The following is a 22,914-nucleotide window of genomic DNA, read 5'->3' on the forward strand; positions in this document are numbered from 1 at the left end:
GTCGAACCCGCGCCAGCGCGTCGGCGCCAGCCCCTCGTAGCGGGACAGCCCGGGCGCGGCGTCGGCCGCGATCAGCGCGGCCTCGATCACCAGGGTGCCGCTGCCGCACATCGGATCCAGCAGCGCGCCACCGGCCGCCTGGACTTTCGGCCACTGTCCGCGCAGCAGCACCGCCGCGGCCAGGGTCTCCTTCAAGGGCGCCTCGCCCTGCTGGCGACGCCAGCCGCGCCGGTGCAGCGGTCCGCCGCCCAGGTCGACCGACAGGATCGCGCGGCCCTTGCGCACGACCAGATTCAGGCGCAGATCGGGCATCTCCAGATCGACGTCCGGACGCGTGCCGGTGGTATCGCGCATCGCGTCGACGACCGCGTCCTTGACCCGTTGGGCGGCGTAGCGCGCATGGGTGATCGCGGTGCCGGAAACGTGCGCATCGATCGCGATCGCGTGGCGCGGTTCCAGATGCGCAGCCCAGTCGATCGCGCGCGCGCCGGCGTACAGCGCCGCCTCGTCCGGACATTCGAACTCGGTCAACGGCCACAGCACCCGGCTGGCCAGCCGCGACCACAGCACCGCCCGCTGGGCATCGGCCAGCGAACCCACGGCGTTGACGCCGGCAATGGTCGCCTTCGCCGACGCGCAGCCCAGCGCGAGCAGCTCGTCGGCGAGCAGGTATTCCAGGCCCTTGCCGCAACTGGCGAAGAAGCGCTGGTCGGCGCCCATGTTCGCGATATCGGCGTTCATGCGCGGGCGGCTCCGTCCAGCGAACGCAACAGCGCGGCGAAGGCCTCGGCACTGGCCTCGACGTGACCGGAAAGACGGTGGCTGTCGTCGACCAGCAGCAGGCGGGCATCGCGCGACTGCGCCCAGCCAACGACCTCCGCGGCCGGGATCAGCTCATCGTGCCAGCCGTGGACGATCGAGGTCGGCACGGCGGCGCCATCCAGGCGCGGCGCCTCGCCCATCCGCACCGGCGGCGCCATCAGGAACAGGCCCACCACCGGGACCCGCAGCGACACCTGCCCGGATATCCACGCCCCCAGGCTGGAGCCGGCCAGCAACAGCGGCCCGCGCGCCGCGGCGGCATCCGCCAGCGCGAGCAGGCGCTGCAGCCGCGCCGGCACGTCGCCCAGCTCGCTGACCTCGCGGCGGGCATCCAGGTCGCTGTAGTCCGGTCGCTCGTGGCTCCAGCCCGACCGTTCGGCGACCTCGGCCAGGGCGGTGACCTTGGTCGCGTCGGGGCCGCTCTCGAAACCGTGGGAAAGAATGCAGTGCCCGCGCATGTTCAATCGTTCCCGCCACCGTCGGCGCTGGCCGGCAGCGCCTCCACCGTATCGCCGAGCCCGAACGCGCCGCCCTCGACGATCCGCGCGCACAAACCGCCCATGCCGCGCATCGCGTTGTAGCCGCCGGGACCGAGCGCGTCTTCCATCCGCGAGCACGGGTCGCAGGGGTCGGTGCCTTCCAGGACCACCCCACCGATGCGGAAGCGGCGCCCCTTCAGCGCGACCAGCGGAATGCCCGAGACCACCAGGTTGCGACGCAGCGTCATCGGCTCGACCACAAGGTGGCCGGCCAGCGCGGCGATCGCCGGCAGGTGCTCGGCCTGGATCAGGGTCACCCCGCGCTTGCCGCTGCCACCGCCATAGCGGTCGCCGGCCAGGCCGCCACCGGCGCAGGCCTCGACCCGGTCGACGACCTGCATCGGCACGTCGCGGGCGGGACGCAGGCCGATCCATTCGACCCGCCCGGCGCGGGGCAGGTTGGCCATCAGTTTGCCGAGTGCGGAGTCGGCGGGGGGCTGGGACATGGCGGATTCCGGTAGGCGCGGCGGCGTGCCCGGGGCACGGCAAAGCCGGGAGCGGATGGTAGCATCCGGCCATGCCGGCTCCCTCCATTGTTCATGCGCCCCTGCCCTACCAGGACCGCCTGCAGGCACGCGACACCGCCACGATCGATCTGGTGGTGATCCATTGCACCGAGCTGCCCGATCTGGCGATCGCCCGCGAGTTCGGCGAGCGCATCCACTACCCCGGCAGCGGCACCGGCAACAGCGGGCATTTCTACGTCGACCGCGACGGCAGCGTGCAGCAATGGGTCGACATCGCCCGCATCGCCCACCACGTGCGCGGCTACAACGCCCGCTCGATCGGCATCGAGCTGGTCAACCGGGGACGCTGGCCGCACTGGCACGACGCCGCCCACCAGGCGATGGACGAGCCCTACGGCGATGCCCAGATCGCGAGCCTGACCGGCCTGATCGGGCAATTGCGCATGCAACTGCCCTCGCTGCAACTGATCGCCGGCCACGAGGACCTGGACACCGACGAGATCGAGGCCCGCGACGATCCCTCGCTGCTCGTGCGCCGCAAGCGCGACCCCGGGCCGATGTTCCCGTGGGCGCGGGTGTTGGCCGCGCTGCCGCTGCGGCGCCTGCCGTCCCCCTGAGGCGGCCGGCCCCGCCGGGGCGGCCGCTATACTGGCCCGCCCTGCCGTCGATGCCCGCGCATGACTTCCGCCGCCCCCGAACCCGTCGTCCACGAGCTCGTCGAGCTGCTGTCGCTCGAACGCCTGGAGGACAACCTGTTCCGCGGCCAGAGCCGCGACATCGGCACCAAGTACGTGTTCGGCGGCCAGGTGCTGGGCCAGGCGCTGTCGGCCGCGCAGGCGACGATGAAGGAGCCGCGCGCGGCGCATTCGCTGCACGCCTACTTCCTCAAGGCCGGCGATATCGAGGCGCCGATCGTCTACCAGGTCGATCGCACCCGCGACGGCGGCAGTTTCTCGGTGCGCCGGGTCACCGCGATCCAGCACGGCCAACCGATCTTCTTCCTCGCAGCCTCGTTCCAGAAGGAGGAATCCGGCGCCGAGCACCAGTTGTCGATGCCCGAGGTGCCGATGCCCGAGGACATCGCCCCGGCACCGCCGGTGCCCGACGCGGTGATGGCCAAGCTGCCGACCAAGATCCAGCGCTGGCTGTCGCGCGGCGGCCCGTTCGAGTTCCGCCACGTGTATCCGCGCGACGAGCTCAATCCGCCCAAGCGTCCGCCGTTCCAGCAGGTCTGGTTCAAGCTCGCGGAGAGGGTTGGCGATGCGCCCGAACTGCATCGCGCCCTGCTCGCCTACGCCTCCGACTTCCATCTGCTCGGTACCGCGACCTTCCCGCACGGCATCAGCTACTACCAGCCGAACGTGCAGATGGCCTCGCTCGACCACGCGCTGTGGTTCCACCGAGCGTTCCGCGCCGACGACTGGCTGCTGTATTCGATCGACAGCCCCAGCGCACAGGCCGGTCGCGGCCTGGCGCGCGGACAGATCTTCGACCGCGAGGGCCGGCTGGTGGCCAGCACCGCCCAGGAAGGTCTGATCCGGGTGGTCGCCGACGCCGACGCCGCGCGCCACGTTCCGGCCAAGGGCTGAGGCCCGCATGCGCCAGGTATTCAGCAGCCCGCGTCTGGAGAACGTCGAAGGCGTCGCCCGTCTGCTCGAGGACGCCTGCATCGAGGTGCGGATCACCGACGGCCGGTCCTATCGCGGCAACCGTCGCGGCACCTTCAGCTATCGCGACGCCGATGTGCCCAAGCCGGCGGTCTGGGTGGTCAAGTCCGACGACCAGGTCCGCGCCCGCGAGATCCTGCGCGAGGCCGGCCTGATCGATTCCACCCGCCATCGCGACAGCTTCGTCGCGACCTTCCGCGGCGATGATGCGCAGGTCGCCCAGGCCGATGCGCGCCGACGCCGGGTCGTGCGGATCAAGTACGGCCTGCTGGCCGTGCTGCTGGTCTCCGCCGGGGTGATGACGGTATCGATGATCCGCAACCGGCCGCAGCCGCAGGCGGCGGCGGAAACGGAAGCGGCGGCGCCGGCGCCCGAGACCTCGCCGGACACGCCGCAAGCCCCCTCGCAGGCACTGGAACCGCCGTTCGACGGCAGCGCCCGAGCCACCCCGCCCGCGGTCGCCGAGGCGATCTTCGCCCGCGAACTGCCGCGGTCGCGCCTGGACATCGCCTGCCTGTCGATCGACGGCCGCGATGCGCCGGCGCCGATGATCGAGTCGCTGCAGGCGGCGCTGCCGGCCGGCAGTGCGCTGCGACTGGTTTCCGCCTCCGCCTGCGTGCGCAATGCCGAGGAAACCGAGGGCAGCACCCATGCCGCCAGCGGCCAGCCGGCACTGATCGTCGACGTCAGCTACTTCCGCCCTTCCGCCGCCGATGCCGGCGTCGCCGACTTCAGCGCCTATCACCACCGGATGTTCGCCAACTACCGCACCCTGGAAGTGCGCCGGATCGACGACCGCTGGCAGGTGACCGCGGTGCCGCGCGACGTCGCGATCTGATCCATTGCCGCGGGGGTGCGACCGGGGCCGGCGTCGCCGGCGGTCACATTCGCCGCGCCGGCCCGTCCTGGTTGCGACCGTGCATGCCGCACGCCCCACGAGCCCGCCATGAGCGCCCATCCGGCCCTCTACTCCGACGCCCCGATCGACCGCCTGATCGCAACCCACCTGCCCGCCGCGCGCCGCGGCGACCGCGACGCCTACGCACGGATCGTCGTCGCCTGCCAGAGCCCGGTCACCGCGATCGCCCTGGCGATCGTGCGCGATGTGCCCACCAGCGAGGACATCGCCCAGGAGGCGTTCCTGAAGGCCTGGCAGGGCCTGGACACACTGAAGAACCACGCCAGCTTCCTGCCCTGGCTGCGCCAGATCACCCGCAATCTCGCCCGCGACTACCTGCGCGCGGCACGACACCGGCCGATGACCGGCGAAGGCGCCGAGGTGGCGATCAACATCGCCGCCGACCCGTCGCCCTCGCCCGCCCAACGGATGCTGCAGACCGAGGAAGAGCGGGCCGCCGCCGACATCATCTCGGCGCTGCCGGAAGACAGCCGCGAAACCCTGCTGCTGTACTACCGCGAAGGTCAGCGCTCGAAGCAGGTCGCCGCCCTGCTCGGCCTGAGCGACGCCGCCGTGCGCAAGCGCCTGTCGCGGGCGCGGGCACAGGTGCGCGAACAGATGCTGGCGCGGTTCGGCGAGTTCGCCCGCAGCAGCGCGCCCGGCGCGGCCTTCACCGCCACCGTGATCGGCGGACTGGCACTGGCCTCGCCGGCGGTCAGCGCGGCCGCTGCGATCGGTTCCGGCCTGCTCGGCGGAGGTGTCGGCAAGCTGGGCAGCGGCGCCGTGGTCGGCTCGGGCATGTCCGGGGGCGTTGCCGGAGGATCGCTGGCAATGACGTTGAAGACCCTGTTCCACGGCGCGTCGGCGAGCGGCGCCTTCATTGGCGGCGCGATCGGCGGCCTCGCCGGCTGGGCGTTCACCCTGTGGTACATGCTGCGCTTCGCGCGCAACACCGACGACCGCCGCCGCATCCACCGCTTCTTCTGGATGCATACCAGCACCGCCGCGGTGTGGGCGGTCGCCATGATGCTGACCAGCCAGTCGGCGCGCGGCTGGGCGCCGCTGAGCGCGGTCACGCTGGCGGGGCTGGCGGTGATCAACTATCAGTGGCTGGTACCGATGCAGCGGTTGATGGCACCGATGCTGCAGGATCCGGCCAACCGCCGCCTGCTCCGCTGGTATCCGTACATGCTGGGCCGGAAGGCGATGGCCGTCGCCAGTCTGATCGCCATCGCGGGAATGGCCTGGGCGATATGTAGAAGCGGTGGCTTCAACGCTTGAACCATCGCGTCGTCGCACGGGATCGGCGATGTCGATGATGCGGAGTTGACGACGCCTTCACGACGCAGCGGCGACTCTGCGGGAATCTGGGGGGTGCGATCGTGCATCGAGGCCGGTCCGGACGACGGCAAACTGCGCTATTGATCACATATCCACCTGTTGGTCGCAGCACCTGCGGCCGACAGTGTCGATACTGGGCTGTCTATTCAGCGCCAACCTAACAGGGGAGCACCACCATGGGTTTTTTTGACAGGCTGTTCGGCAAGAAGGAGTCCCAGCCGGCGCCCGTAGCGACGCATCATGCCGGGACGCCACGCGGCATCAGCTACGACCCGACGCTGATCGAGCGGCTCAAGGGTGATCACGAAGAACTCGTCGCGCTCTACCAGCGCATCGGCACCCTGCTGGAAGCCGGCCAGTTCGGCGATATCCGCAGCGAGCTGGTCAACTTCAAGACCCGCTTCGAGGCCCACATCCTGACCGAGAACGTGCGGTTCTACGTGTACCTGGAACAGAACCTCCCGGACGCGCACGACATGGACCTGATGCGCGACTTCCGCCGCGAGATGAACACCATCGCGCGCGGCGTCGTCGACTTCGTCAAGAAGTACCAGTTCGCCGCGTTCGACGCGACGGTCCGGGAACAGTTCGTCGCCGACTACGGCGCGGTCGGCGCCCTGCTCGCCCAGCGCATCGAGCGCGAGGAGAGCAACCTGTACCCGCTCTACCAGTCGGCCTGATCCGGGCACGGCCGCCGCGACCGCGGCACCATCATGACGACGCCGGCCGGGCACGATGCCCGGCCGGCGTCTTTTTATGTTCCGGCGCCGCCTCCGCGGCCGGCGCCGGGCCCGGGCCTCAACGCTTCGGGTGCAACTCTTCGCGGCTCAGGTAGCCGTCGCGGTTCTCGTCCATGAAGGCGAAAGCCTTGGCCATGCGCGGCATGCCGGCCTCGACTTCGGAACGGCTCAGGCGACCATCGCCATTGCTGTCGATCTCCTTGAACCTGGCCTCGCGACGCTCGGCGGCCTTGGCCGTGCGCTCGGCGCGCTTGCGTTCGTGGTGGGTGCGCAACTCGCTGCGGACGATGTAACCGTCGCGGTTGCCGTCGATGTCGTCGAAATGCTCGGCCAATCGCGGCATGTCGGCGGCCTCGGCCTTGCTGATGCGGCCGTCCTGGTTGCTGTCGAGCGCGACGATGCGCTGCATGCCGCCGTGTCCGCCACGGCCGCCGCGACCGCGGTGGTGGCCACGGCGCGCCGGCCGCTCGCCGGCGTCGATGCGACCGTCGCCGTTGCGGTCGAGCTTGTCGAAGTGCTCGGCCAGACGCGGCGCGGCGGCCGCCTCGCTGCGGTCGATCGCGCCATCGCCGTTGGTATCGAGCCGGGCCATGCGCTGCTGCGGGCCGCGCCAGCCGGCCACGATGTCGTCCTCGGCGCCCGCGGCGAATGCGGTGCCGGCGATGGCGACCAGGGTGGCGACGGCCAGGGTCGCGACCACGGGGATGGAACGGACGTGCTTGTAAGATTTCATCGGGTGATCTCCGGTTCTCGGCGCGTCGGATGAGGGCGTATTCGGACTGCACTGCATGCGCCGTTGTCCCCATCAACGTCCGCGCACCGTTTGCGTTGACAACGAGGATTCGATGGCGCGCCGGAACGATTCAGGCAGATTCAGGCAATGGACAGCGGACGACCGCCCGATCCGCACCAACGGCCCCCGCAGGCCCTAGACTGAGCCCATGGGCAAGACACCCGCCCCCGACGACAACGACCTGCGCCTGTTCCACACCGGCGAGCATGCCTGCGGCTACTGGCCCGAGCGCGCCGCGCGCGACCTGGTGCTCGATCCGCGCGACCCGCGCCTGGCGCAACGCTATCCGCTGGCGCTGGAATGGGGCTTCCGCCGCTCCGGCGACATCGTCTACCGGCCGCACTGCCACGGCTGCCGCGCCTGCGTGGCGGTACGCATCCCGGTCGACCGCTTCCGGCCAAGCCGCAGCCAGCGCCGCTGCCTGAAGCACAACCGCGACATCGAGATGCGGATCTGCCAGCCGGTGCGCACCGACGAGCAACTGGCGCTGTACCGGCGCTACCTGGCCGCGCGCCACGCCGGCGGCGGCATGGACGGACACGGCGCGGTCGAGTTCGACCAGTTCCTGGTCGGCAGCTGGAGCGATGGCCGCTTCATGGAACTGCGCGAGGCCGGCCCGCCGCGTCCGGGCCGACTGCTCGCGGTCGCGGTCACCGATGTCACCGAAAATGCGCTGTCGGCGGTGTATACCTTCTTCGACCCCGACTTCACGCAACGCGGCCTCGGCACGCTGGCGATCCTCAGGCAGATCGAGTGGGCCCGCCGCGAGCGCCGCAGGCACCTCTACCTCGGCTATTGGATCGCCGGCCACGCCAAGATGGACTACAAGCGCCGGTTCCATCCGCTGGAAAGCTTCGACGGACGCGGCTGGCACGCCTTCGAGGAAGCCGACGGCGCACCTAACAAGCGGCTCGACGACGGCACCGCGCCGGTCGGCGGCACTCCCAACGACAACGACTCCGGCACCGCATGACCCGCATCCACAGCCGCTTCCTGACGCCCCAGCGCACCGCCTCTGCCATCGCAACCCTCGCCACCGGTCTCGCCATGCTGGCGCTGGCCGGTTGCCTGCGGGTGCAGGCGCACCGCGCCCCGGCCCCCGCAGAACCGATGACCGCCCGACCGACGACTCCGCTCCGCCTCGCCACCTACAACACCTCGCTCTACGACGAAGCCACCGGCGGCCTGATCGCCCGGCTCGAACGCGGCGACGCCGATGCCGGGCGGATCGCCGCGGTGCTGCAGCGCGTGCGCCCGGACATCGTCCTGCTCAACGAGTTCGACTACGACGACGGCCACCGCGCCGCGGAGTTGTTCCAGCGCCGCTATCTGGAGCTCGCCCAGCCCGGCGGCGGCGAGCCGCTGCGCTATCCGTACCGCTACCTCGCCCCGGTCAACACCGGGGTGCCGAGCGGACTGGACCTGGACGGCAACGGCGAGGTCGGCGGCGACGGCCGCGCGCGCGGCAACGATGCATGGGGCTACGGCCTGCATCCCGGCCAGTACGGCATGCTGGTGCTGTCGAAGCACCCGATCGATGCCGACGCGGCGCGCACCTTCCAAGCACTGAAGTGGAGCGCGATGCCCAATGCGCGCCAGCCGCACGATCCGGCCACCGGCGCGGCGCACTATCCGCCGTCGATCTGGTCGCAGCTGCGGCTGTCGTCGAAGTCGCACTGGGACGTGCCGGTGAAGCTGCCCGGCGGCACCCTGCACGTGCTCGCCGCGCACCCGACACCACCGGTGTTCGACGGCCCCGAGGACCGCAACGGCGCGCGCAACGCCGACGAAATCCGGCTCTGGCGCGAATACATCGACGGCTCCGACGCGCCCTGGCTGTGCGACGACGCCGGGCGCTGCGGCGGCCTCGGTGCCGACGCCCGCTTCGTGATCGTCGGCGACCTCAACAACGACCCGTCCGATGGCGACGGCGACCATGGCGCGATCCTTGAGCTGCTCGAGCATCCGCGGGTGGCGCGGATGCCGACCCCGCGCAGCGACGGCGCGGTCGCGGCGGCCGCGCGCTATCGCAGCATCTCCCGGCATGGCGCCCCCGCGCACGCGACCGGCGACTACGGCGAGCGCGTGGGCACGCTGCGACTGGACTACGTGCTGCCGTCGACCGGCATGGCGGTGCGCGACAGCGGCGTGTACTGGCCGCAGCCCGACCAGCCCGGCGCCGAGCTCGTCGGCGCCAGCGACCACCGCCTGGTGTGGGTCGATGTCGAGTGGAGCAGCGACGGCGCGAGCGGGCGCTGAGTGCCGACGGCGGGCGCCCGGCGGCTCAGTGCGCCGAGCGCGGCCCGAAGCCGAAGGATTCCTCGTTGCGCGCCGACACCACCATCCGCACCATGCTGGCCGGCACCATCAGCTCCAGCTCGACCATCTCGCCCTTCTCGGTGCGGCCGTCGAGAATCATCTTGATGAAGGCGCCACCAGTGTCGATTTCGCGGCACATCACGTGCTCGCCGCCGACCTCGCCCTGCAGATAGGGCTTGATCGCGCCTCCAAGCGCTTCGACGGCCTGGGGAAACAGGAACACGGCATACCCGCGGGTGTCGTTCATCGGATCTCCTTGATCGGTTCGAACAGTACTCGGTAGTCGCCGGCCAGCCTGCCGGCATGGCATCAGCGCAGCTCGACCTTCAGCCGCTCGGCCGCCTCGCGCGCAACGGCGCGGGCCGCGTCGACGTCGGCGCCGTGCGCGAGGGTGACCGCGACCCGGCGCTGCCCCTCCACCCTGGGCTTGCCGAACAGGCGCAGCTGGGTGCCCGGCGCGGCCAGGGCGGCGTCGACGTGCGAGAACACCGGCACCCCATGTCCCTGGGCCAGCACCGCGCAGGACGCGGTCGGGCCGACATGGGCAATCCAGCCGTCGCCATCGGCATGGATCGGCAGACCGAGAATCGCGCGCGCATGCAGGGCGAACTCACTGAGCACCTGCGAGGCCAGGGTGACCAGGCCGGTATCGTGCGGACGCGGCGAGACCTCGCTGAACCAGACCTCGTCGCCCTTGACGAACAGCTCGACCCCGAACAGGCCCCAACCGCCGAGATCGTCGGTGATCGCGCGGGCGATCCGCTGCGCGCGTTCCAGCGCGCGCGCCGACATCGGCTGCGGCTGCCAGCTCTCGCGGTAGTCGCCGTCGCGCTGCAGGTGGCCGACCGGCGCGCAGAACGCGGTGCCGCCGGCGTGGCGCACGGTCAGCAGGGTGATCTCGTAGTCGAAGTCGATGAAGCCCTCGACGATGCAGCGACCGGCGCCGGCGCGGCCGCCGGTCTGCGCGTAGTCCCAGGCGGTCTCGATATCGGCCTCGCCGCGCAGGGTGCTCTGGCCCTTGCCGGAGGACGACATCACCGGCTTGACCACGCACGGCAGCCCGACCTCGGCGACCGCGGTGCGGTAGTCCTCGACACTGTCGACGAAGCGGTACGGCGAGGTCGGCAGCCCCAGGGTTTCGGCGGCGAGCCGGCGGATGCCTTCGCGATCCATGGTCAGGCGCGCGGCGCGCGCGGTCGGGATCACCCGGATGTCCGAGCCGCGCTCGGCAAACTCGCGCTCCAGCTCGACCAGGGTCTGGGTGTGGATCGCCTCGATCTCCGGCACGATCAGCGCCGGCCGCTCGCTGGCGACCAGGTCGCGCACCGCCTGGCCGTCGAGCATGTCCAGCACGTGGCTGCGATGGGCGACCTGCATCGCCGGCGCGTCGGCGTAGCGGTCGGCGGCGACCACCTCGACCCCGAAGCGCTGCAGCTCGATCGCGACCTCCTTGCCGAGCTCGCCCGAGCCCAGCAGCAGGACCCGGAAGGCGTGGGGCGAGAGCGGAGTTCCAAGGGTGGTCATGCCGGGGGCCTCGATGGCGGGAATTGGGGCATTAGTCTAACTTCCACGGCCCGCCGGCCCGACCCGCTTGGGTGCCCGGCGGGGCCATGCCATCCTTCGGCCATGTCGCCAATGCCGCCATCGCCGCATCGCAGGAGCGCCCCGCCCGGCGGACGCGGCCCGCGCATGGCCGCGATCGCACTGGGACTGGCGGTGGCGCTGGCCGGCTGCGGCGATCGCGGCAGCGACGCCGACGCCCCCGGCCATCGCTGGATGGGCATGCTGCTGGACCCGCAGATGAACGAGATCAGCGGCCTCGCCGTGTCGCGCCGCCATCCCGGGGTGATCTGGATGCACGACGACGGCGGCAATCCCGAACGCCTGTTCGCCACCGACGAGAGCGGCAGCCGGCTGGCGACCTTCGGGGTCGAGGGCGTGACCAAGACCGACTGGGAAGACATGGCCAGCTTCGAGCTGGACGGCACCGCCTATCTGCTGGTCGCCGACACCGGCGACAACGGCGGCCTGCGCCGCAGCCTGCAACTGCACGTGTTCGAGGAGCCGGAGACGCTGGAGAACGCGCGCCTGACCCCGGCCTGGTCGATCGCGTTCCGCTGGCCCGACGGCGCACGCGACTGCGAGGCGGTCGCGGTCGACGCCGAGGCCGGCCAGGTCCTGCTGGTGTCGAAGAAGCGCACCCCGCCGGAGCTGTTCTCGCTGCCGCTGCGGCCGTACGGCACCGGCCTGCAGACCGCCAGTCCAATCGGCGAGCTGGCCGGGGTGCCGACGCCGGCGACGGACCTGCCGGAAAACGCCTCGCGGCGCCTCCGGGTCGAGCACCAGGTCACCGCCGCCGATGTCGCTACGGACGGCCGCACGCTCGCGGTGATGACCTACAAGGACCTCCTGCTGTACCCGCGCATCGGCGCCGAAGGCTGGGGCCAGGCGGTGTCGCGCGCACCGACGCTGGTGGCCCTGCCATGGCTGCCGCAGGCCGAGGCGATGGGCTGGAACCGCGACGGCAGCGGTGTGTTCGCGACCGGCGAGTTCATCCCGGCACCGCTCTACCTGATCCGCGCGCCGTCCCGCGACGGTGGCGACGAGCCAGCAAGCGACTGATTTCAAAATAAAAACACAGAGAAGTCTGGTGTAGCGGAGGTGCCGGGCGGCAGCGCTTGTCCAATTCTTATTGACTTGATATCAATTTGATATCAAATTATCAGGCATCCACTCGAGGACACCGCCATGAAGGAAAACCCGATCCGCTCCTTGCCCGGCATTCCGCTGCTCGCGGTCCTGCTGCTCATCGTCCTGCTGGCCGGCTTCAGCGCGGTGCGCGCGGTCGCCAGCAACAGCCCGGCCCTGCTGCTGGTCACCATCCCGCTGATCGCCGGGGTGATCTTCATGCTCGCCGGCCTGTACACCGTGCAGCCCAATCAATCGGCGGTGCTGAGCCTGTTCGGCAAGTACGTCGGCACCGTTCACGACAACGGCCTGCGCTGGAACAACCCCTTCTACAGCAAGCGCAAGGTGTCGCTGCGGGTGCGCAACTTCGAGAGCGGCCGGCTCAAGGTCAACGATCTCGACGGCAGCCCGATCGAGATCGCCGCGGTGATCGTGTGGAAGGTGGTCGACTCGGCCGAGGCGGTGTTCAACGTCGACGACTACGAGAGCTTCGTCCATATCCAGTCGGAGGCGGCGTTGCGCGCGATGGCGACCAGCTACCCCTACGACCAGCACGAGGACGATCAGATCTCCCTGCGCAGTCATCCCAACGAGATCTCCGACCGCCTCAAGGTGCACCTCGACGAGCGCCTGACCTCGGCCGGCGTGGATGTGCTGGAGGCGCGCATCAGCCACCTCGCCTACGCCCCGGAGATCGCCCAGGCGATGCTGCAGCGCCAGCAGGCCAACGCGGTGATCGCCGCACGCACGCGGATCGTCGCCGGCGCGGTCGGCATGGTCGAGATGGCGCTGGAGGAGTTGCAGAAGAACGGCGTGGTCGACCTCGACGAGGAGCGCAAGGCGGCCATGGTCAGCAATCTGCTGGTGGTCCTGTGCGGCGACCGCAGCACCCAGCCGATCGTCAATGCCGGCACGCTTTACTGATCGCGCATCCGTGCGCGAGAACCCGCACGTCCGTGTGCGGACTTCTCAATCAATCGCGCATCCCTGTACATGAGCCCGCGCTTCCGGGGCGGCCTTCTCAACCAATCGCGTATCCCTGCACTCGATACCCACAGATGACCGACCTCCTGATCCCTACCATCCTCGCCACCAGCAGCCTGCCGATGTTCGCGATCGCGTTCCGGGTCGGCAGCGGCGACCTGCACTGGCTCAACGGCCTGGATGCGCGGCGCCTGCGCGACCCGCAGCGGGTCGCGGCACGGATGGCACGGCTGCTGGCCCTGGTCGGTGTCGCCCTGCTGCTGGGCGCGGCCGGGATGTACTGGGCCGGTGAGCAACAGTCGCGCCTGGCCCTGGTCACCATCGCCCTGCTGGTGGCGGTCAACGGCCTGGGCGTCGCGCTGCTGGTGGCGGTGCGCCGCGCCCGCCACGACTACCTGCCGCCGCAGGGACACGATCCGGGCAACGGGGACGACCCCTCGTGAGCGAGAAGAAGAAAGCCTATCCGCTGCGCATCAACGCCGAGGTCCTGGCCGCGGCGCAACGCTGGGCCGACGACGAACTGCGCAGTCTCAATGCCCAGATCGAATACGTGCTGCGCGATGCGCTGCGCAAGGCCGGCCGCCTGTCGCAGCCCCAGCCCCCCCCGTCGCCGCCCCCCGCGGACGACGCCCACGATGGAGAACCCCAGGATGAGTAACCGCTGGCAGCACAAGATCGTCGCGGTCGCGTACAAGCTGTTCAACGACCAGACCGAGCGCGTGCAGCAGGAACTGGACAAGCACGGCCAACAGGGCTGGGAACTGGTCACGGTGATCCAGTCCAGCACCACCCACGAGATCCGGCTGTTCTTCAAGAAACCCGTCTGAGCGCCGCGCGCCCACGCGCGATCGCCCACCTCGCTGGGCACCGCACTCTTTGGTGTACCGCGCGAACACATTCGATGTACTTCCAACGCACTCACACGTGTACATCGAAATTTCTACCGCACAGAGGCGTGTGCACTCTTGCGATTTCCGCAGCTTTCGGTGAGCACTGATGCGGCTGTTGAGCGCGTTGGACTGCCCTCGGCTAGTGTTGAGCGCACTTGACCGTCCGACTGGTTGAACTGCGAGCGATCTTCTTCACGCTGGTCTTGCGGGCTTTTGTTGAGCGCGCTTGATTGTCCCCTGCACCCGCGCCAACCATCCCCATTTTCCGCACTCTGATATCCCCAGTCTCAATGTCCGCAGGCGTAATTCCTCAGAAATCACGCTGACGCACTTTAAGAGCCCCGACTTCCACGCGGTCCTGAGTTCCAGACGACTGTTGCATGCGGCGAAGCCTCCTGGACCCGGTAAAAAGGCTCTACACAGCTTTCAGTAACGAAGTCCGGGACACCCTGGGCCGGATCGAACACCGTCAGGTCAATCGCCAGCTCCGGTGGTGATCGCTGGATCTCCGGTTGCATCGATGTCAGGCACGCTCGCACTGCGCGCTCCGCTTGGTCAGGTGCTACGCCGAGCACAATCAGCAAGGAGACGTCGTTTTTATTAGCTTCGGGAGCGGTTTGGATCACGTAAGCCGACATGACGGGGCTTTGTCTCTTCAACGTTTGGGTCAACGCGGGAATCAGCCAAGAAGGCAGGTAGTCTGGGGCGCCAAACCACGCCCCCCCATCTGGCCATAGGTCTTTCCTGAACTGAGCGATGTTCCCGGTCGTCAACAAGGACTCGACCTCTTCCGGATACAACACGGCGCCACCGTCATTCGGGTTGAGCATCAAGGTAGCCCCGCGGGTGACTTCGAGTAGTTCGCGCCCCGTGAATGTCACGACTCTCGCCGAACGGCCAGCAGCGGCGGCCGCCTTGGATTCAGACGTAAAGAACGGCAACGCGTCGAAGCCATCAGGGTGCCTGAACTGAATCAGGCGGAACTTTGCCGAGTCGTCGGAGATCGGAACATGGGCGTACACCGCGGCCTCAAGCAGAAGTCGGAAGAATTCCTGATCCGCCTCCGGATTCCCACGAGCCCGCTCTAGGCGCTCCTCAAGTTCGCTTTCGCTGATCATGTCTGGATCCGTCTGAAGGCGTAGTGCAACTCTATGGCACGGTTCCAAGCGTGGCCTAGTCAAGGTCCGCGGCTGACGTCTTCCGGTTCGCCGCTGACACTTTCTTCCTCTGGGACGCTTGCACGTTCCGTCGGGCCATCTTTCTGGGGCTCGGCGTGGCCTTTTTGGCCTGGCGTAGAACCAACTCCAACTCGGCCGGCAAGTCGCGCAGCTGCGACAGCTGTCCTGCTAGCGCCTCAGCTTTGGCTTGCTGGATCTCAGCCTTCCGCTGTGCCTCCATGGCTTTGACGTTGCTTTGCTCCAGGGCCACAAGGTGCGCTTTCTGGGACGCTGTCTGTTCCTTTTGAAGGGCCGTGAGACGGCTTTGGAGCTCCCTGCTCTGCTGCCGGGCGCGATCGACTTCGGCATGGGCCCGGTCCTCGGTCGCTTGGACATGCTTCGCCAGCGTCTCTCGTTCGGTCTGGGCAGCGTCTTGGAGCGCCTGCAGGCGTCGCTCAGCTGCTTGTCGCGCGATCTCGGCGTTCGCGGCTTGCTCCAGCGCGACGTCACGCTGCTGAGCCAATTCAGCAGCTTGGCCTTCCATCTGGCTGACCAACCGGTTGAGCTCGGCCGCCTGGGTGGAAGCTACGCGTTCAGCTTGGGAGGCCACCTCGGCCTTGTCGCGCAGGGCGGTGGCTTCAACGGCGAAGGATTCGCGTTCGGCCTGAAGCGCGGTCTGTCCCTCTTCAAGGGCCGCGCGCTCCACCTCGAGTGCCTCCTTGGCGTTGGCTTGGGCATGTTCCAGCGCCAGGCGCCATAGCTCACCCGCGGCTTTCGCCACGGCGTCTGGAGCTTGCGGGAGCGAAAGACTCGCCTGCTGTACCTCCAGTCGCTGACCGAGCCCCTTCCACCAGGTCTCTAGCCAGCGGGTCACGGTGTTCGGGGAGCCGGTGCCCAGGTGGGCGCGGATACGTTCGACGGTCGGCCGCTCTCCGGCGCCGACGATCTTATCCGCGGCAGTGTGGACGTCTGATTCTGTGATGCCTCGTGCCATGGGTGTGCCTCCTACACAGGCGCCCTACTCTGTTGATTCCGTACTGACGATAAGTGATGATTATCGCTAGTAGACACCCTATTTCATAACTTACATTACATAGTATGAAACGAAATAGCACATCAATGACCACCCCCGCGACGGCGACCCACCTGGTGCTGCCCGAGCAGTTGGCACAGCAAGCCGCGGACGCCGTGCGCGAATTGCTCGCGGAAGCGGCCGCGGCCAACACCACGCGCAGCTACGCCACCGCCCTGCGCTACTGGGCCGGCTGGCATCAAGGCCGCTACGGCATCGATCTGAGCCTGCCGGTCAGTGAGGCCGTGGTGATCCAGTTCCTGGTTGACCACATCCAGCGCAGGAACAAGACCGGCCTGATCAGCGAACTGCCACCCGCCTTGGATCAAGCGTTGGTGGCGGCCGGCCTCAAGGCCAGAGTTGGGCCGCTCAAGCTATCGACCGTGGTGCAGCGCGTGGCCGTACTGTCCACCGCACATAAGCTCAAGCGTCTGGCCAACCCCTGTGAGTTGCCGAGCGTGAGAACGCTGCTCAGTCGCGCCCGACGTGCTGCGGTCAAACGCGGCGAGCGCCCGACCAAGAAGACCGCGATTACCCGGCCTGAACTCGAGGCCATGCTCGCGACTTGCGATGACAGCTTGGAGGGCCTGCGCGATCGCGCCCTGCTCTGCTTTGGGTTTGCCAGCGGTGGGCGTCGTCGTAGCGAGATCGCTGCTGCCAACATGCGGGACCTACGCAAGGTCGGTGACGACGGCTACATCTACCGACTGGAGTATTCGAAGACCCAGCAATCGGGGGTGAAGGCAGATTCGACGCCGGACAAGCCAATCCTCGGACGCAGTGCCGAAGCACTCGCGGCCTGGCTCGATGCGGCGGAGATCCGCGAGGGGGCGATCTTTCGGCGAATCTGGAAAGGGCGAATCGGCCCTGCCCTACTCCCGGGTTCTGTCGCGAGCATCGTGAAGCGCCGGGCTCGCTTGGCGGAATTGGAGGGAGATTTTGGAGCGCATAGCCTGCGATCTGGCTTCGTCACTGAGGCAGGCAAGCAAGGCGTGCCATTACCAGCGGTGATGGCCATGACGGAACACCGTTCCGTGGCGAGTGTAATTGGGTACTTTCAAGCCGGAGCTGCGGAAGACAATCCAGCGGCACGCCTACTCAAGTGATAGTGGTTTCGCTCGCAATGAACATGAATACGCTACCTCAAGTTAGGTGCCCCTCGCACTACTCATGGGACATGGCGTCTTCGTACACATGCCTTGCACGCGTTGTTGCACGCCGAGAGAAGCGCCTCCTCAATTTTTCCGCCCTCGTCGGCCTTGCGTGCGCCAAGAGCGCAGCTTACGACGCGCCCTCCGCGGTGGCATTTCGGGAGGGTACTCGAGCCTGAATTGATCGCGAAGGCGCCGAAAGGAAGACCTCGCCATCCCCTGCCTCAGTTTATCGAGCACAAATCGGTATCGGCATCGTCCCAAACGGACCCTGCAACCACATGGGCACGACAGCTTGTTCGCCTCACGCCGGCGCCGCGCCAAGGCCTCCAGTGCCTGGAGGACCGCTACGGGGCGCTCGACGCCCAGAATGGAAGAGTAGTCATCCAGAAGCCCGGCCCGACCGTGGGGCAGTTCTGCAAAAGGGTAGCCACTATTTCCCTGCGCACGCCACGTGGCCGCATAGAGGAAGGGAACGACACAACGCTCCACCAAGGCGACAAGGGACACCGGATGCCCGAGAAGCTGCCGAACTCGCCACGGCGATCCAAGACACAGCGCGCCATTCGGATTGACGTGGTTATCGGAGTCCTGAGGAATTCGCCGCCCTGTTTCGAACACTTCCGGAACGCTGTCCGTAGGACCCAGAGGCACTTCGATGCGAACCGAGTAGCAGTCTTCGATAGGTGGGAATCGGGGCGGGTCGAGTACGAAATCAAGCCGACCCTCCAAGACGGTCGCATCAGCGCGCGTGCTGGGTACGCGACGCAAGCTAGGCCATGCGTTTAGCAGGTCATCAACATTGTCCTGCGAAAAACGCACTGCTCAGCGCGCCCACGGCCTGGGCGGCGCCTCGGCAGCCGCAACCACACGGGCAGGAGCTTGGGCAGGCGCGGCCACGTAGCCCAGACGCCGCAACGTGTCATCCGACAGCTTGACCGCAAGCGCGTCCTCGGCAATCTCCACCATCCGCTGCCGTGACGCGTCGCTCATCACCTTAGTGAAGTCGCTGTTCGCCTGCCTCACCCAGTCATGAAAGTTCTTCTTCAACTGGAGGTGAGCGCAGTCCTGCCACCCCCAGCGATCGGCAAAGTTCTCCGCCGGGTTCACCGGGTTGAGGATCTTGTCCGTGTCCGAGACCCGGATGCGCTCAAGCTCATCGAGCACGCGTCTCATTGTCTGCGAGAGAGAGTCGCCGACCTGGTACACGTGGCCCGCCACGGTAGTCAGGATGATCGATGCCGGCTTGGCGTCCGCCAAGTCCTTGAACATCTTGTCCCGGTGGCGCTTGAGCAACTGCACGACCTGCTGGAGCGGACTCTTGCTGCGATACACAGGCACCGGGTCCACCTGCGCCTCCGCCAGCATGCGTTTCTCGAGAGCCCGCATCCGCGACCTGAACCAGAGCTGGTACCCGCCGGGATTGCTCGAGGGCCACGCCGCACCGAGCGCGTGATACGCGGGATCGCGGATGTCCGTAATCCACAAGGCCCGCCTCGCAGCTTCCTGCGCGATGGGGCCTTCAACACCCTTCTGTTCCATCAGTTCGCGCAGTTCGCGCCGGCGGAGCTCGTCCGCTCGAATGCCAGGCACCACGTCCATATGGAAAGGCATGTCGTCCCGGTAGCCCAAGCGCCAGCATCGCCTCTTTTCATCAAGCCGCTTCTGGATCTGGCGCGCTACGCGGTAGGCCTCCAGCTCGGCGCCAAGCAGCGCTTTAACCTGAGCCTGGCTTTGCGTGTCCCTGCAAACGCCACGCCTCAGCTTGCAGGAGAAGTCGAGGTCGTACTCCTCACCATCGTTTACGGGACGGATCGCGGTACCCAGGGCGAATGAGCCTTGGACGAAGATGTGCGAGTCGTACCGGGCGAGTGCTGACCCGGGACGCCCGATCCAGTCGGCAAGATCTTCATAGCGACCCTCCGCGAGCTCGTAGGCGCGCTCGGGGAGATCCACTTCTTCCAGCAATGCGGCAAGGTGGGCGTCGGCGGCGGTAGTTGCGGCGGATGTATCCATGTTGACTCCTAAGGTGAAGGGGCGTCAGCGGCGGGGGCCGAGGTCCATCATCGGAACAAAGCGGTTGCCGTCGCCCCGGTCATAGATTCGATAGGGATGGGCATGCTGGGTAGACAGCAAAGCCCCAAACTCGATGGCAATCGCCGCCGGCACGGCCGCAAACAGATGGATGGGCTCGGAAGTGCTCGCTTCCAGCTGGCTGAGCTGCGGCTGGATGGCGCTGCGGAACGAGTCGATCGTGTTCCGGTTCCGCACAAGGGCATATTCCGGCAGCGGCACGGTGAACCGTGCGATGCGCGCGCCGGGCAGCGCCTGGAGAATCGCGTCGTCAGCGAGTTCCGCGGACAACGCGAGAACAAGCGCGAGCGGTCCGTCGCCGCTCGGTGCCGGCGTGTAGGTCCAAGTCGGAGGCGGTGCGTCCGGATCAGTCCAACGTAAGCCTCCGCTGCGATCTTTAGAATACAAGAAGCGATTGCTGCGGTCGCCGAGCTGGCGCCCCACCCGAATCAACGATGGGATGTCCGCCAGCCCGACAACGGCGAGGCTGAGAGGATCGCCATCGGCGCTCGTGCGCTTGTTCAAACGGTCCCGCAGCTCCTCGTCGATATCCTGTTCAACCGCACGCCAGTACAGGTCGTCGCGACCACGGCCACCTGGTCGCCGAAGCTTAAGAACATGGATCGGTCCTTCGGCCCACAGCCCTTCGGACAGCATCGCCTCCGCGAGATCCCTGGCCCGAACGACGTTCTCCGTCGCGAAATGGCCGCCCAACACGACCAAACCGGTAGCGCGCTGGGTTTCTCCCCGCCGTGCTGCAAATCGGACCCGCTCCACGTGATCCCGGTGCTGGCGCGACAAGTCCTCCAGCGGATACCCATCCGCGTCGATATCGATTTTTTCGTGACATGACGGGCACAGCAGCATCAGGTTGTCCGGGTCTGCCGTACGGCGCCTGGCAGCGTCTTCGTCGTGGCCCGTCGTCGCGCGCGGACCCTGAGGACTGGCCGGCAGAACATGGGCAACTTCGGCCCAGCGGAAGGTCTTGCCAGTTCGGAAATCCTGGGTGACGTCCGCGCCACACTGCTCGCAGTGGCCGGCGGCCCGAACCCAAACCAACTGCCGGATCGGCGCCGGGGTCGAGAACCGTCCGGCCTTTTTGCTGGATTTCTTCGTCAGCGCCACCGGACTTTCCTTGCATCATCATCGATGGAGCATTTGTACTTGACAACTATCGGCGTTGTCAAGCAATCTTCGCATCATGGCAAATGATGCTCTTCTGAACGAGATCGCTGACGTCCGGCTTGGGCACCCTTTCCGAGGAGCTGTGCCGCAGGTCGAGGGGGGTAGCGCACGCGTGGTTCAGATACGTGACTTAAGCCGCCACGGTCTCAGAGACTGCGACGCCCTCCTTCGCACCGAACTAGAAGGCCGAAAGGATCCTGACTGGCTGAAGGACGAGGACGTGCTCTTCGTCGCCAAGGGCTCCAATGCCTATGCCGCCCCGGTCCCTCGCGCGCCCGAGCGAACGGTCTGCTCTCAACACATCTATGTAGTGCGGGTGAAAGAACCCGGCTACGTGCTTCCCGCGTTCCTGGCCTGGCAACTCAATCAGCCACCAGCCCAGCGCTACCTCCGCCAATCGGCGGAAGGCAGCCACCAGCTCAGCGTGCGTCGCTCGGTACTCGATGCAACACAGATCCGAATTCCTCCGCTCGAGCAGCAACGTGTCGTTGTCGAGCTCGAGCGGCTAGCGCGCGCGGAGCGCGAAGCAATGCAATCACTTATCAAGAACCGGGAAACGGAGCTGGCGATCCTCGCCGAGCGCCTCCTCGCCTAATGAAATGGAAACCAGAATGAGTACGACCGACCTCACCCAGGACACCATCAACGCCGCCGTCTGGTCCGCCTGCGACACCTTCCGCGGCACCGTGGATCCCAGCATCTATAAGGACTACGTCCTGACGATGCTGTTCCTCAAGTATGTCTCCGACGTCTGGCAAGACCATTACGACGAATACAAGGTGCAATACGGCGACCACCCGGAACTGATCGAGGAGATGCTCAAGAACGAGCGCTTCGTCCTTCCAGCCAGTGCCAACTTCTACGCCCTACATGAAAAGCGCCACCAGCCCGGCAACGGCGAACGCATCGACAAGGCGCTGCACGCCATCGAAGACGCCAACATTGGCAAGCTACGTGACGTCTTCCAAGACATCAGCTTCAACTCAAACAAATTGGGTGAGGAGCAGCAGAAGAACGACATCCTCCGCCACTTGCTCGAGGACTTCGCCAAGCCCGAGCTCAACCTGCGCCCCAGCCGCATTGGTCACCTGGACATCATCGGCAACGCCTACGAATTTCTCATCAAGAACTTTGCTTCCACCAGCGGCAAGAAGGCTGGCGAGTTCTACACCCCACCGGAAGTCTCCACTTTGATGGCCCGGTTGATGGCGCCGCAAGAAGGCGACGAGATCTGCGATCCCACCTGCGGTTCCGGCTCACTGCTGCTGAAATGCGGGCGATTGATCCGTGAGCGCACCGGCTCCCGAAAGTACGCGCTTCATGGCCAAGAGGCGATCGGTAGCACCTGGGCGCTGGCCAAAATGAACATGTTCCTCCATGGCGAGGACAATCACCGCATCGAGTGGGGCGACACCATCCGCAACCCCAAACTGCTCGACGGCGCAAATGGCTTGAAGCACTTCGACATAGTTGTTGCCAATCCCCCGTTCTCGTTGGAGAAGTGGGGCCACGAAGGCGCCGACGCCGACCCGTTCAGTCGTTTCCGTCGCGGCGTTCCGCCGCGTACCAAGGGCGACTACGCCTTCATCCTTCACATGATCGAAACCATGAAGCCGCGTAGCGGCCGCATGGCCGTGGTCGTGCCACACGGAGTGCTGTTCCGCGGCGCCGCCGAAGGCCGTATCCGCAAGCAGCTTATCGACGAGAACCTGCTCGACGTGGTGATCGGCCTGCCGGAGAAGCTGTTCTACGGCACGGGCATCCCCGCTGCGGTACTGGTGTTCCGCAAGAAGAAGGCGGACGACAAGGTGTTGTTCATCGACGCCAGTCGCGACTACCAGGACGGCAAGAACCAGAACTTCCTGCGCGAGGTCGACCTGCAGCGCATCTTCGACACCGTGCAGGTGCGCCAGAACGTTGACAAGTACGCCTACCTCGCCAGTCCGGCCGAAATCACGGAGAACGAGTACAACCTCAACATTCCGCGTTACGTCGATACGTTCGAGGAAGAGGAGGAGATTGACTTGGTGGCCGTGCGGCGCGAACGCGAGAAGCTTAAGGACGAACTCGCCCGCCTGGAAGAGCAGATGGCCGGCTATCTAAAGGAGCTAGGCTATGAGTGAGCTGC

25 protein-coding genes are annotated in these 22,914 nt (G+C 67.2%); 15 read left to right on the forward strand and 10 right to left on the reverse strand.

Annotation, left to right across the window (positions count from 1 at the left end):
* The 3 genes from FKV24_RS00960 to FKV24_RS00970 form a co-directional block, all read right to left on the reverse strand.
* Positions 1-720: THUMP domain-containing protein (locus FKV24_RS00960; RefSeq protein ID WP_249040863.1), on the reverse strand; the 720-nt coding region annotated here is incomplete at its 3' end.
* 17 nt (positions 721-737) lie between these two features.
* Positions 738-1,280, reverse strand: a complete 543-nt coding sequence (locus FKV24_RS00965) for an alpha/beta hydrolase (protein WP_111266862.1) — start codon at positions 1,278-1,280, stop codon at positions 738-740.
* 2 nt (positions 1,281-1,282) lie between these two features.
* Positions 1,283-1,807, reverse strand: coding sequence for an MOSC domain-containing protein (locus FKV24_RS00970; RefSeq protein ID WP_141480863.1), 525 nt, complete (start codon positions 1,805-1,807; stop codon positions 1,283-1,285).
* Between the two features lie 71 nt (positions 1,808-1,878).
* Here FKV24_RS00970 and FKV24_RS00975 point away from each other — a divergent pair, with 71 nt between their 5' ends.
* From FKV24_RS00975 to FKV24_RS00995, 5 genes are all read left to right on the forward strand, one after another.
* Positions 1,879-2,445 (forward strand): N-acetylmuramoyl-L-alanine amidase, encoded by a 567-nt coding sequence (locus FKV24_RS00975; RefSeq protein WP_141480864.1) that lies wholly within the window; start codon positions 1,879-1,881, stop codon positions 2,443-2,445.
* Positions 2,446-2,505: 60 nt separating this feature from the next.
* On the forward strand, positions 2,506-3,417 hold the full coding sequence (tesB, locus tag FKV24_RS00980; protein ID WP_111266865.1) for an acyl-CoA thioesterase II: 912 nt from the start codon (positions 2,506-2,508) through the stop codon (positions 3,415-3,417).
* Between the two features lie 7 nt (positions 3,418-3,424).
* On the forward strand, positions 3,425-4,333 hold the full coding sequence (locus FKV24_RS19435) for a hypothetical protein (protein WP_211371742.1): 909 nt from the start codon (positions 3,425-3,427) through the stop codon (positions 4,331-4,333).
* A 108-nt stretch (positions 4,334-4,441) separates the two neighbouring features.
* A complete protein-coding gene (locus FKV24_RS00990; RefSeq protein ID WP_141480865.1) occupies positions 4,442-5,674 on the forward strand; it encodes an RNA polymerase sigma factor in 1,233 nt (410 codons plus the stop codon).
* 236 nt (positions 5,675-5,910) lie between these two features.
* Positions 5,911-6,414 (forward strand): hemerythrin domain-containing protein, encoded by a 504-nt coding sequence (locus FKV24_RS00995; protein WP_141480866.1) that lies wholly within the window; start codon positions 5,911-5,913, stop codon positions 6,412-6,414.
* A gap of 118 nt (positions 6,415-6,532) precedes the next feature.
* Here FKV24_RS00995 and FKV24_RS01000 read toward each other — a convergent pair whose 3' ends face one another.
* Positions 6,533-7,207: an EF-hand domain-containing protein gene (locus tag FKV24_RS01000; RefSeq protein WP_170288162.1), complete on the reverse strand. Its 675-nt coding sequence runs from the start codon at positions 7,205-7,207 to the stop codon at positions 6,533-6,535.
* 208 nt (positions 7,208-7,415) lie between these two features.
* On the opposite strand from FKV24_RS01000, the gene FKV24_RS01005 reads away from it, so the two are divergent.
* Both FKV24_RS01005 and FKV24_RS01010 read left to right on the forward strand, forming a co-directional pair.
* A complete protein-coding gene (locus tag FKV24_RS01005) occupies positions 7,416-8,240 on the forward strand; it encodes an arginyltransferase (protein ID WP_141480868.1) in 825 nt (274 codons plus the stop codon).
* A gap of 74 nt (positions 8,241-8,314) precedes the next feature.
* The gene (locus tag FKV24_RS01010; RefSeq protein WP_141480915.1) at positions 8,315-9,526 is read left to right on the forward strand and encodes an endonuclease/exonuclease/phosphatase family protein; all 1,212 of its coding nucleotides are present in this window, start codon (positions 8,315-8,317) and stop codon (positions 9,524-9,526) included.
* A 25-nt stretch (positions 9,527-9,551) separates the two neighbouring features.
* Here FKV24_RS01010 and FKV24_RS01015 read toward each other — a convergent pair whose 3' ends face one another.
* Positions 9,552-9,833, reverse strand: coding sequence for a hypothetical protein (locus FKV24_RS01015; protein WP_111266870.1), 282 nt, complete (start codon positions 9,831-9,833; stop codon positions 9,552-9,554).
* 62 nt (positions 9,834-9,895) lie between these two features.
* A complete protein-coding gene (gene purT / locus FKV24_RS01020) occupies positions 9,896-11,110 on the reverse strand; it encodes a formate-dependent phosphoribosylglycinamide formyltransferase (RefSeq protein ID WP_141480869.1) in 1,215 nt (404 codons plus the stop codon).
* Between the two features lie 165 nt (positions 11,111-11,275).
* Here purT and FKV24_RS01025 point away from each other — a divergent pair, with 165 nt between their 5' ends.
* The 5 genes from FKV24_RS01025 to FKV24_RS01045 all read left to right on the forward strand — a co-directional run bounded on the left by FKV24_RS01025 (position 11,276) and on the right by FKV24_RS01045 (position 14,085).
* Positions 11,276-12,208 carry a hypothetical protein gene (locus tag FKV24_RS01025; protein ID WP_141480870.1) on the forward strand — a complete coding sequence of 311 codons (933 nt, stop codon included), beginning with the start codon at positions 11,276-11,278 and terminating at the stop codon, positions 12,206-12,208.
* A gap of 126 nt (positions 12,209-12,334) precedes the next feature.
* Positions 12,335-13,198, forward strand: coding sequence for an SPFH domain-containing protein (locus tag FKV24_RS01030; protein WP_141480871.1), 864 nt, complete (start codon positions 12,335-12,337; stop codon positions 13,196-13,198).
* 134 nt (positions 13,199-13,332) lie between these two features.
* The gene (locus FKV24_RS01035; protein ID WP_111266874.1) at positions 13,333-13,701 is read left to right on the forward strand and encodes a hypothetical protein; all 369 of its coding nucleotides are present in this window, start codon (positions 13,333-13,335) and stop codon (positions 13,699-13,701) included.
* Complete coding sequence (locus FKV24_RS01040; protein ID WP_111266875.1) at positions 13,698-13,916, forward strand: type II toxin-antitoxin system antitoxin; 219 nt, start codon at positions 13,698-13,700, stop codon at positions 13,914-13,916. Before FKV24_RS01035 ends, FKV24_RS01040 begins: the two co-directional genes overlap by 4 nt.
* A complete protein-coding gene (locus tag FKV24_RS01045) occupies positions 13,909-14,085 on the forward strand; it encodes a DUF4177 domain-containing protein (RefSeq protein WP_111266876.1) in 177 nt (58 codons plus the stop codon). The genes FKV24_RS01040 and FKV24_RS01045 overlap by 8 nt, the downstream gene beginning before the upstream one ends.
* Positions 14,086-14,480: 395 nt before the next feature.
* Here the strand turns inward: FKV24_RS01045 and FKV24_RS01050 are convergent, their stop codons facing one another.
* Complete coding sequence (locus FKV24_RS01050; RefSeq protein WP_141480872.1) at positions 14,481-15,266, reverse strand: enhanced serine sensitivity protein SseB C-terminal domain-containing protein; 786 nt, start codon at positions 15,264-15,266, stop codon at positions 14,481-14,483.
* Between the two features lie 55 nt (positions 15,267-15,321).
* On the reverse strand, positions 15,322-16,299 hold the full coding sequence (locus FKV24_RS01055; RefSeq protein WP_141480873.1) for a DNA-binding protein: 978 nt from the start codon (positions 16,297-16,299) through the stop codon (positions 15,322-15,324).
* A gap of 104 nt (positions 16,300-16,403) precedes the next feature.
* Here FKV24_RS01055 and FKV24_RS01060 point away from each other — a divergent pair, with 104 nt between their 5' ends.
* Positions 16,404-17,483, forward strand: coding sequence for a site-specific integrase (locus FKV24_RS01060; RefSeq protein ID WP_425481555.1), 1,080 nt, complete (start codon positions 16,404-16,406; stop codon positions 17,481-17,483).
* Between the two features lie 870 nt (positions 17,484-18,353).
* Here FKV24_RS01060 and FKV24_RS01065 read toward each other — a convergent pair.
* Entirely contained in the window at positions 18,354-19,544 is a 1,191-nt protein-coding gene (locus FKV24_RS01065; protein WP_141480875.1) for a nucleotidyltransferase domain-containing protein, read from the reverse strand.
* Positions 19,545-19,568: 24 nt separating this feature from the next.
* On the reverse strand, positions 19,569-20,726 hold the full coding sequence (locus FKV24_RS01070) for an HNH endonuclease (protein WP_141480876.1): 1,158 nt from the start codon (positions 20,724-20,726) through the stop codon (positions 19,569-19,571).
* Positions 20,727-21,006: 280 nt separating this feature from the next.
* Between FKV24_RS01070 and FKV24_RS20105 the strand changes: the two genes are divergently transcribed.
* A complete protein-coding gene (locus FKV24_RS20105; RefSeq protein WP_249040855.1) occupies positions 21,007-21,381 on the forward strand; it encodes a restriction endonuclease subunit S in 375 nt (124 codons plus the stop codon).
* A 16-nt stretch (positions 21,382-21,397) separates the two neighbouring features.
* Positions 21,398-22,909, forward strand: a complete 1,512-nt coding sequence (locus FKV24_RS01080; RefSeq protein WP_141480878.1) for a type I restriction-modification system subunit M — start codon at positions 21,398-21,400, stop codon at positions 22,907-22,909.
* Positions 22,910-22,914: the final 5 nt, after the last annotated feature.

It is taken from the genome of Marilutibacter maris (assembly GCF_006546735.2).
GTDB lineage: Bacteria > Pseudomonadota > Gammaproteobacteria > Xanthomonadales > Xanthomonadaceae > Marilutibacter > Marilutibacter maris.

What these genes read in the sequence shown, in the direction of transcription:
- FKV24_RS01035 (WP_111266874.1), top strand. Translation starts at nt 13,333, where the DNA reads ATGACCGACCTCCTGATCCCTACCATCCTCGCCACCAGCAGCCTGCCG.
- FKV24_RS01030 (WP_141480871.1), top strand. Translation starts at nt 12,335, where the DNA reads ATGAAGGAAAACCCGATCCGCTCCTTGCCCGGCATTCCGCTGCTCGCG.
- FKV24_RS01055 (WP_141480873.1), bottom strand. Translation starts at nt 16,299, where the DNA reads ATGGCACGAGGCATCACAGAATCAGACGTCCACACTGCCGCGGATAAG.
- FKV24_RS01050 (WP_141480872.1), bottom strand. Translation starts at nt 15,266, where the DNA reads ATGATCAGCGAAAGCGAACTTGAGGAGCGCCTAGAGCGGGCTCGTGGG.
- FKV24_RS01010 (WP_141480915.1), top strand. Translation starts at nt 8,315, where the DNA reads ATGCTGGCGCTGGCCGGTTGCCTGCGGGTGCAGGCGCACCGCGCCCCG.
- purT (WP_141480869.1), bottom strand. Translation starts at nt 11,110, where the DNA reads ATGACCACCCTTGGAACTCCGCTCTCGCCCCACGCCTTCCGGGTCCTG.
- FKV24_RS01015 (WP_111266870.1), bottom strand. Translation starts at nt 9,833, where the DNA reads ATGAACGACACCCGCGGGTATGCCGTGTTCCTGTTTCCCCAGGCCGTC.
- FKV24_RS00970 (WP_141480863.1), bottom strand. Translation starts at nt 1,807, where the DNA reads ATGTCCCAGCCCCCCGCCGACTCCGCACTCGGCAAACTGATGGCCAAC.
- FKV24_RS01060 (WP_425481555.1), top strand. Translation starts at nt 16,404, where the DNA reads ATGAAACGAAATAGCACATCAATGACCACCCCCGCGACGGCGACCCAC.
- FKV24_RS01045 (WP_111266876.1), top strand. Translation starts at nt 13,909, where the DNA reads ATGAGTAACCGCTGGCAGCACAAGATCGTCGCGGTCGCGTACAAGCTG.
- FKV24_RS00975 (WP_141480864.1), top strand. Translation starts at nt 1,879, where the DNA reads ATGCCGGCTCCCTCCATTGTTCATGCGCCCCTGCCCTACCAGGACCGC.
- FKV24_RS01025 (WP_141480870.1), top strand. Translation starts at nt 11,276, where the DNA reads ATGGCCGCGATCGCACTGGGACTGGCGGTGGCGCTGGCCGGCTGCGGC.
- FKV24_RS01065 (WP_141480875.1), bottom strand. Translation starts at nt 19,544, where the DNA reads ATGGATACATCCGCCGCAACTACCGCCGCCGACGCCCACCTTGCCGCA.
- FKV24_RS00990 (WP_141480865.1), top strand. Translation starts at nt 4,442, where the DNA reads ATGAGCGCCCATCCGGCCCTCTACTCCGACGCCCCGATCGACCGCCTG.
- FKV24_RS01000 (WP_170288162.1), bottom strand. Translation starts at nt 7,207, where the DNA reads ATGAAATCTTACAAGCACGTCCGTTCCATCCCCGTGGTCGCGACCCTG.
- FKV24_RS00965 (WP_111266862.1), bottom strand. Translation starts at nt 1,280, where the DNA reads ATGCGCGGGCACTGCATTCTTTCCCACGGTTTCGAGAGCGGCCCCGAC.
- tesB (WP_111266865.1), top strand. Translation starts at nt 2,506, where the DNA reads ATGACTTCCGCCGCCCCCGAACCCGTCGTCCACGAGCTCGTCGAGCTG.
- FKV24_RS01080 (WP_141480878.1), top strand. Translation starts at nt 21,398, where the DNA reads ATGAGTACGACCGACCTCACCCAGGACACCATCAACGCCGCCGTCTGG.
- FKV24_RS19435 (WP_211371742.1), top strand. Translation starts at nt 3,425, where the DNA reads ATGCGCCAGGTATTCAGCAGCCCGCGTCTGGAGAACGTCGAAGGCGTC.
- FKV24_RS01005 (WP_141480868.1), top strand. Translation starts at nt 7,416, where the DNA reads ATGGGCAAGACACCCGCCCCCGACGACAACGACCTGCGCCTGTTCCAC.
- FKV24_RS00995 (WP_141480866.1), top strand. Translation starts at nt 5,911, where the DNA reads ATGGGTTTTTTTGACAGGCTGTTCGGCAAGAAGGAGTCCCAGCCGGCG.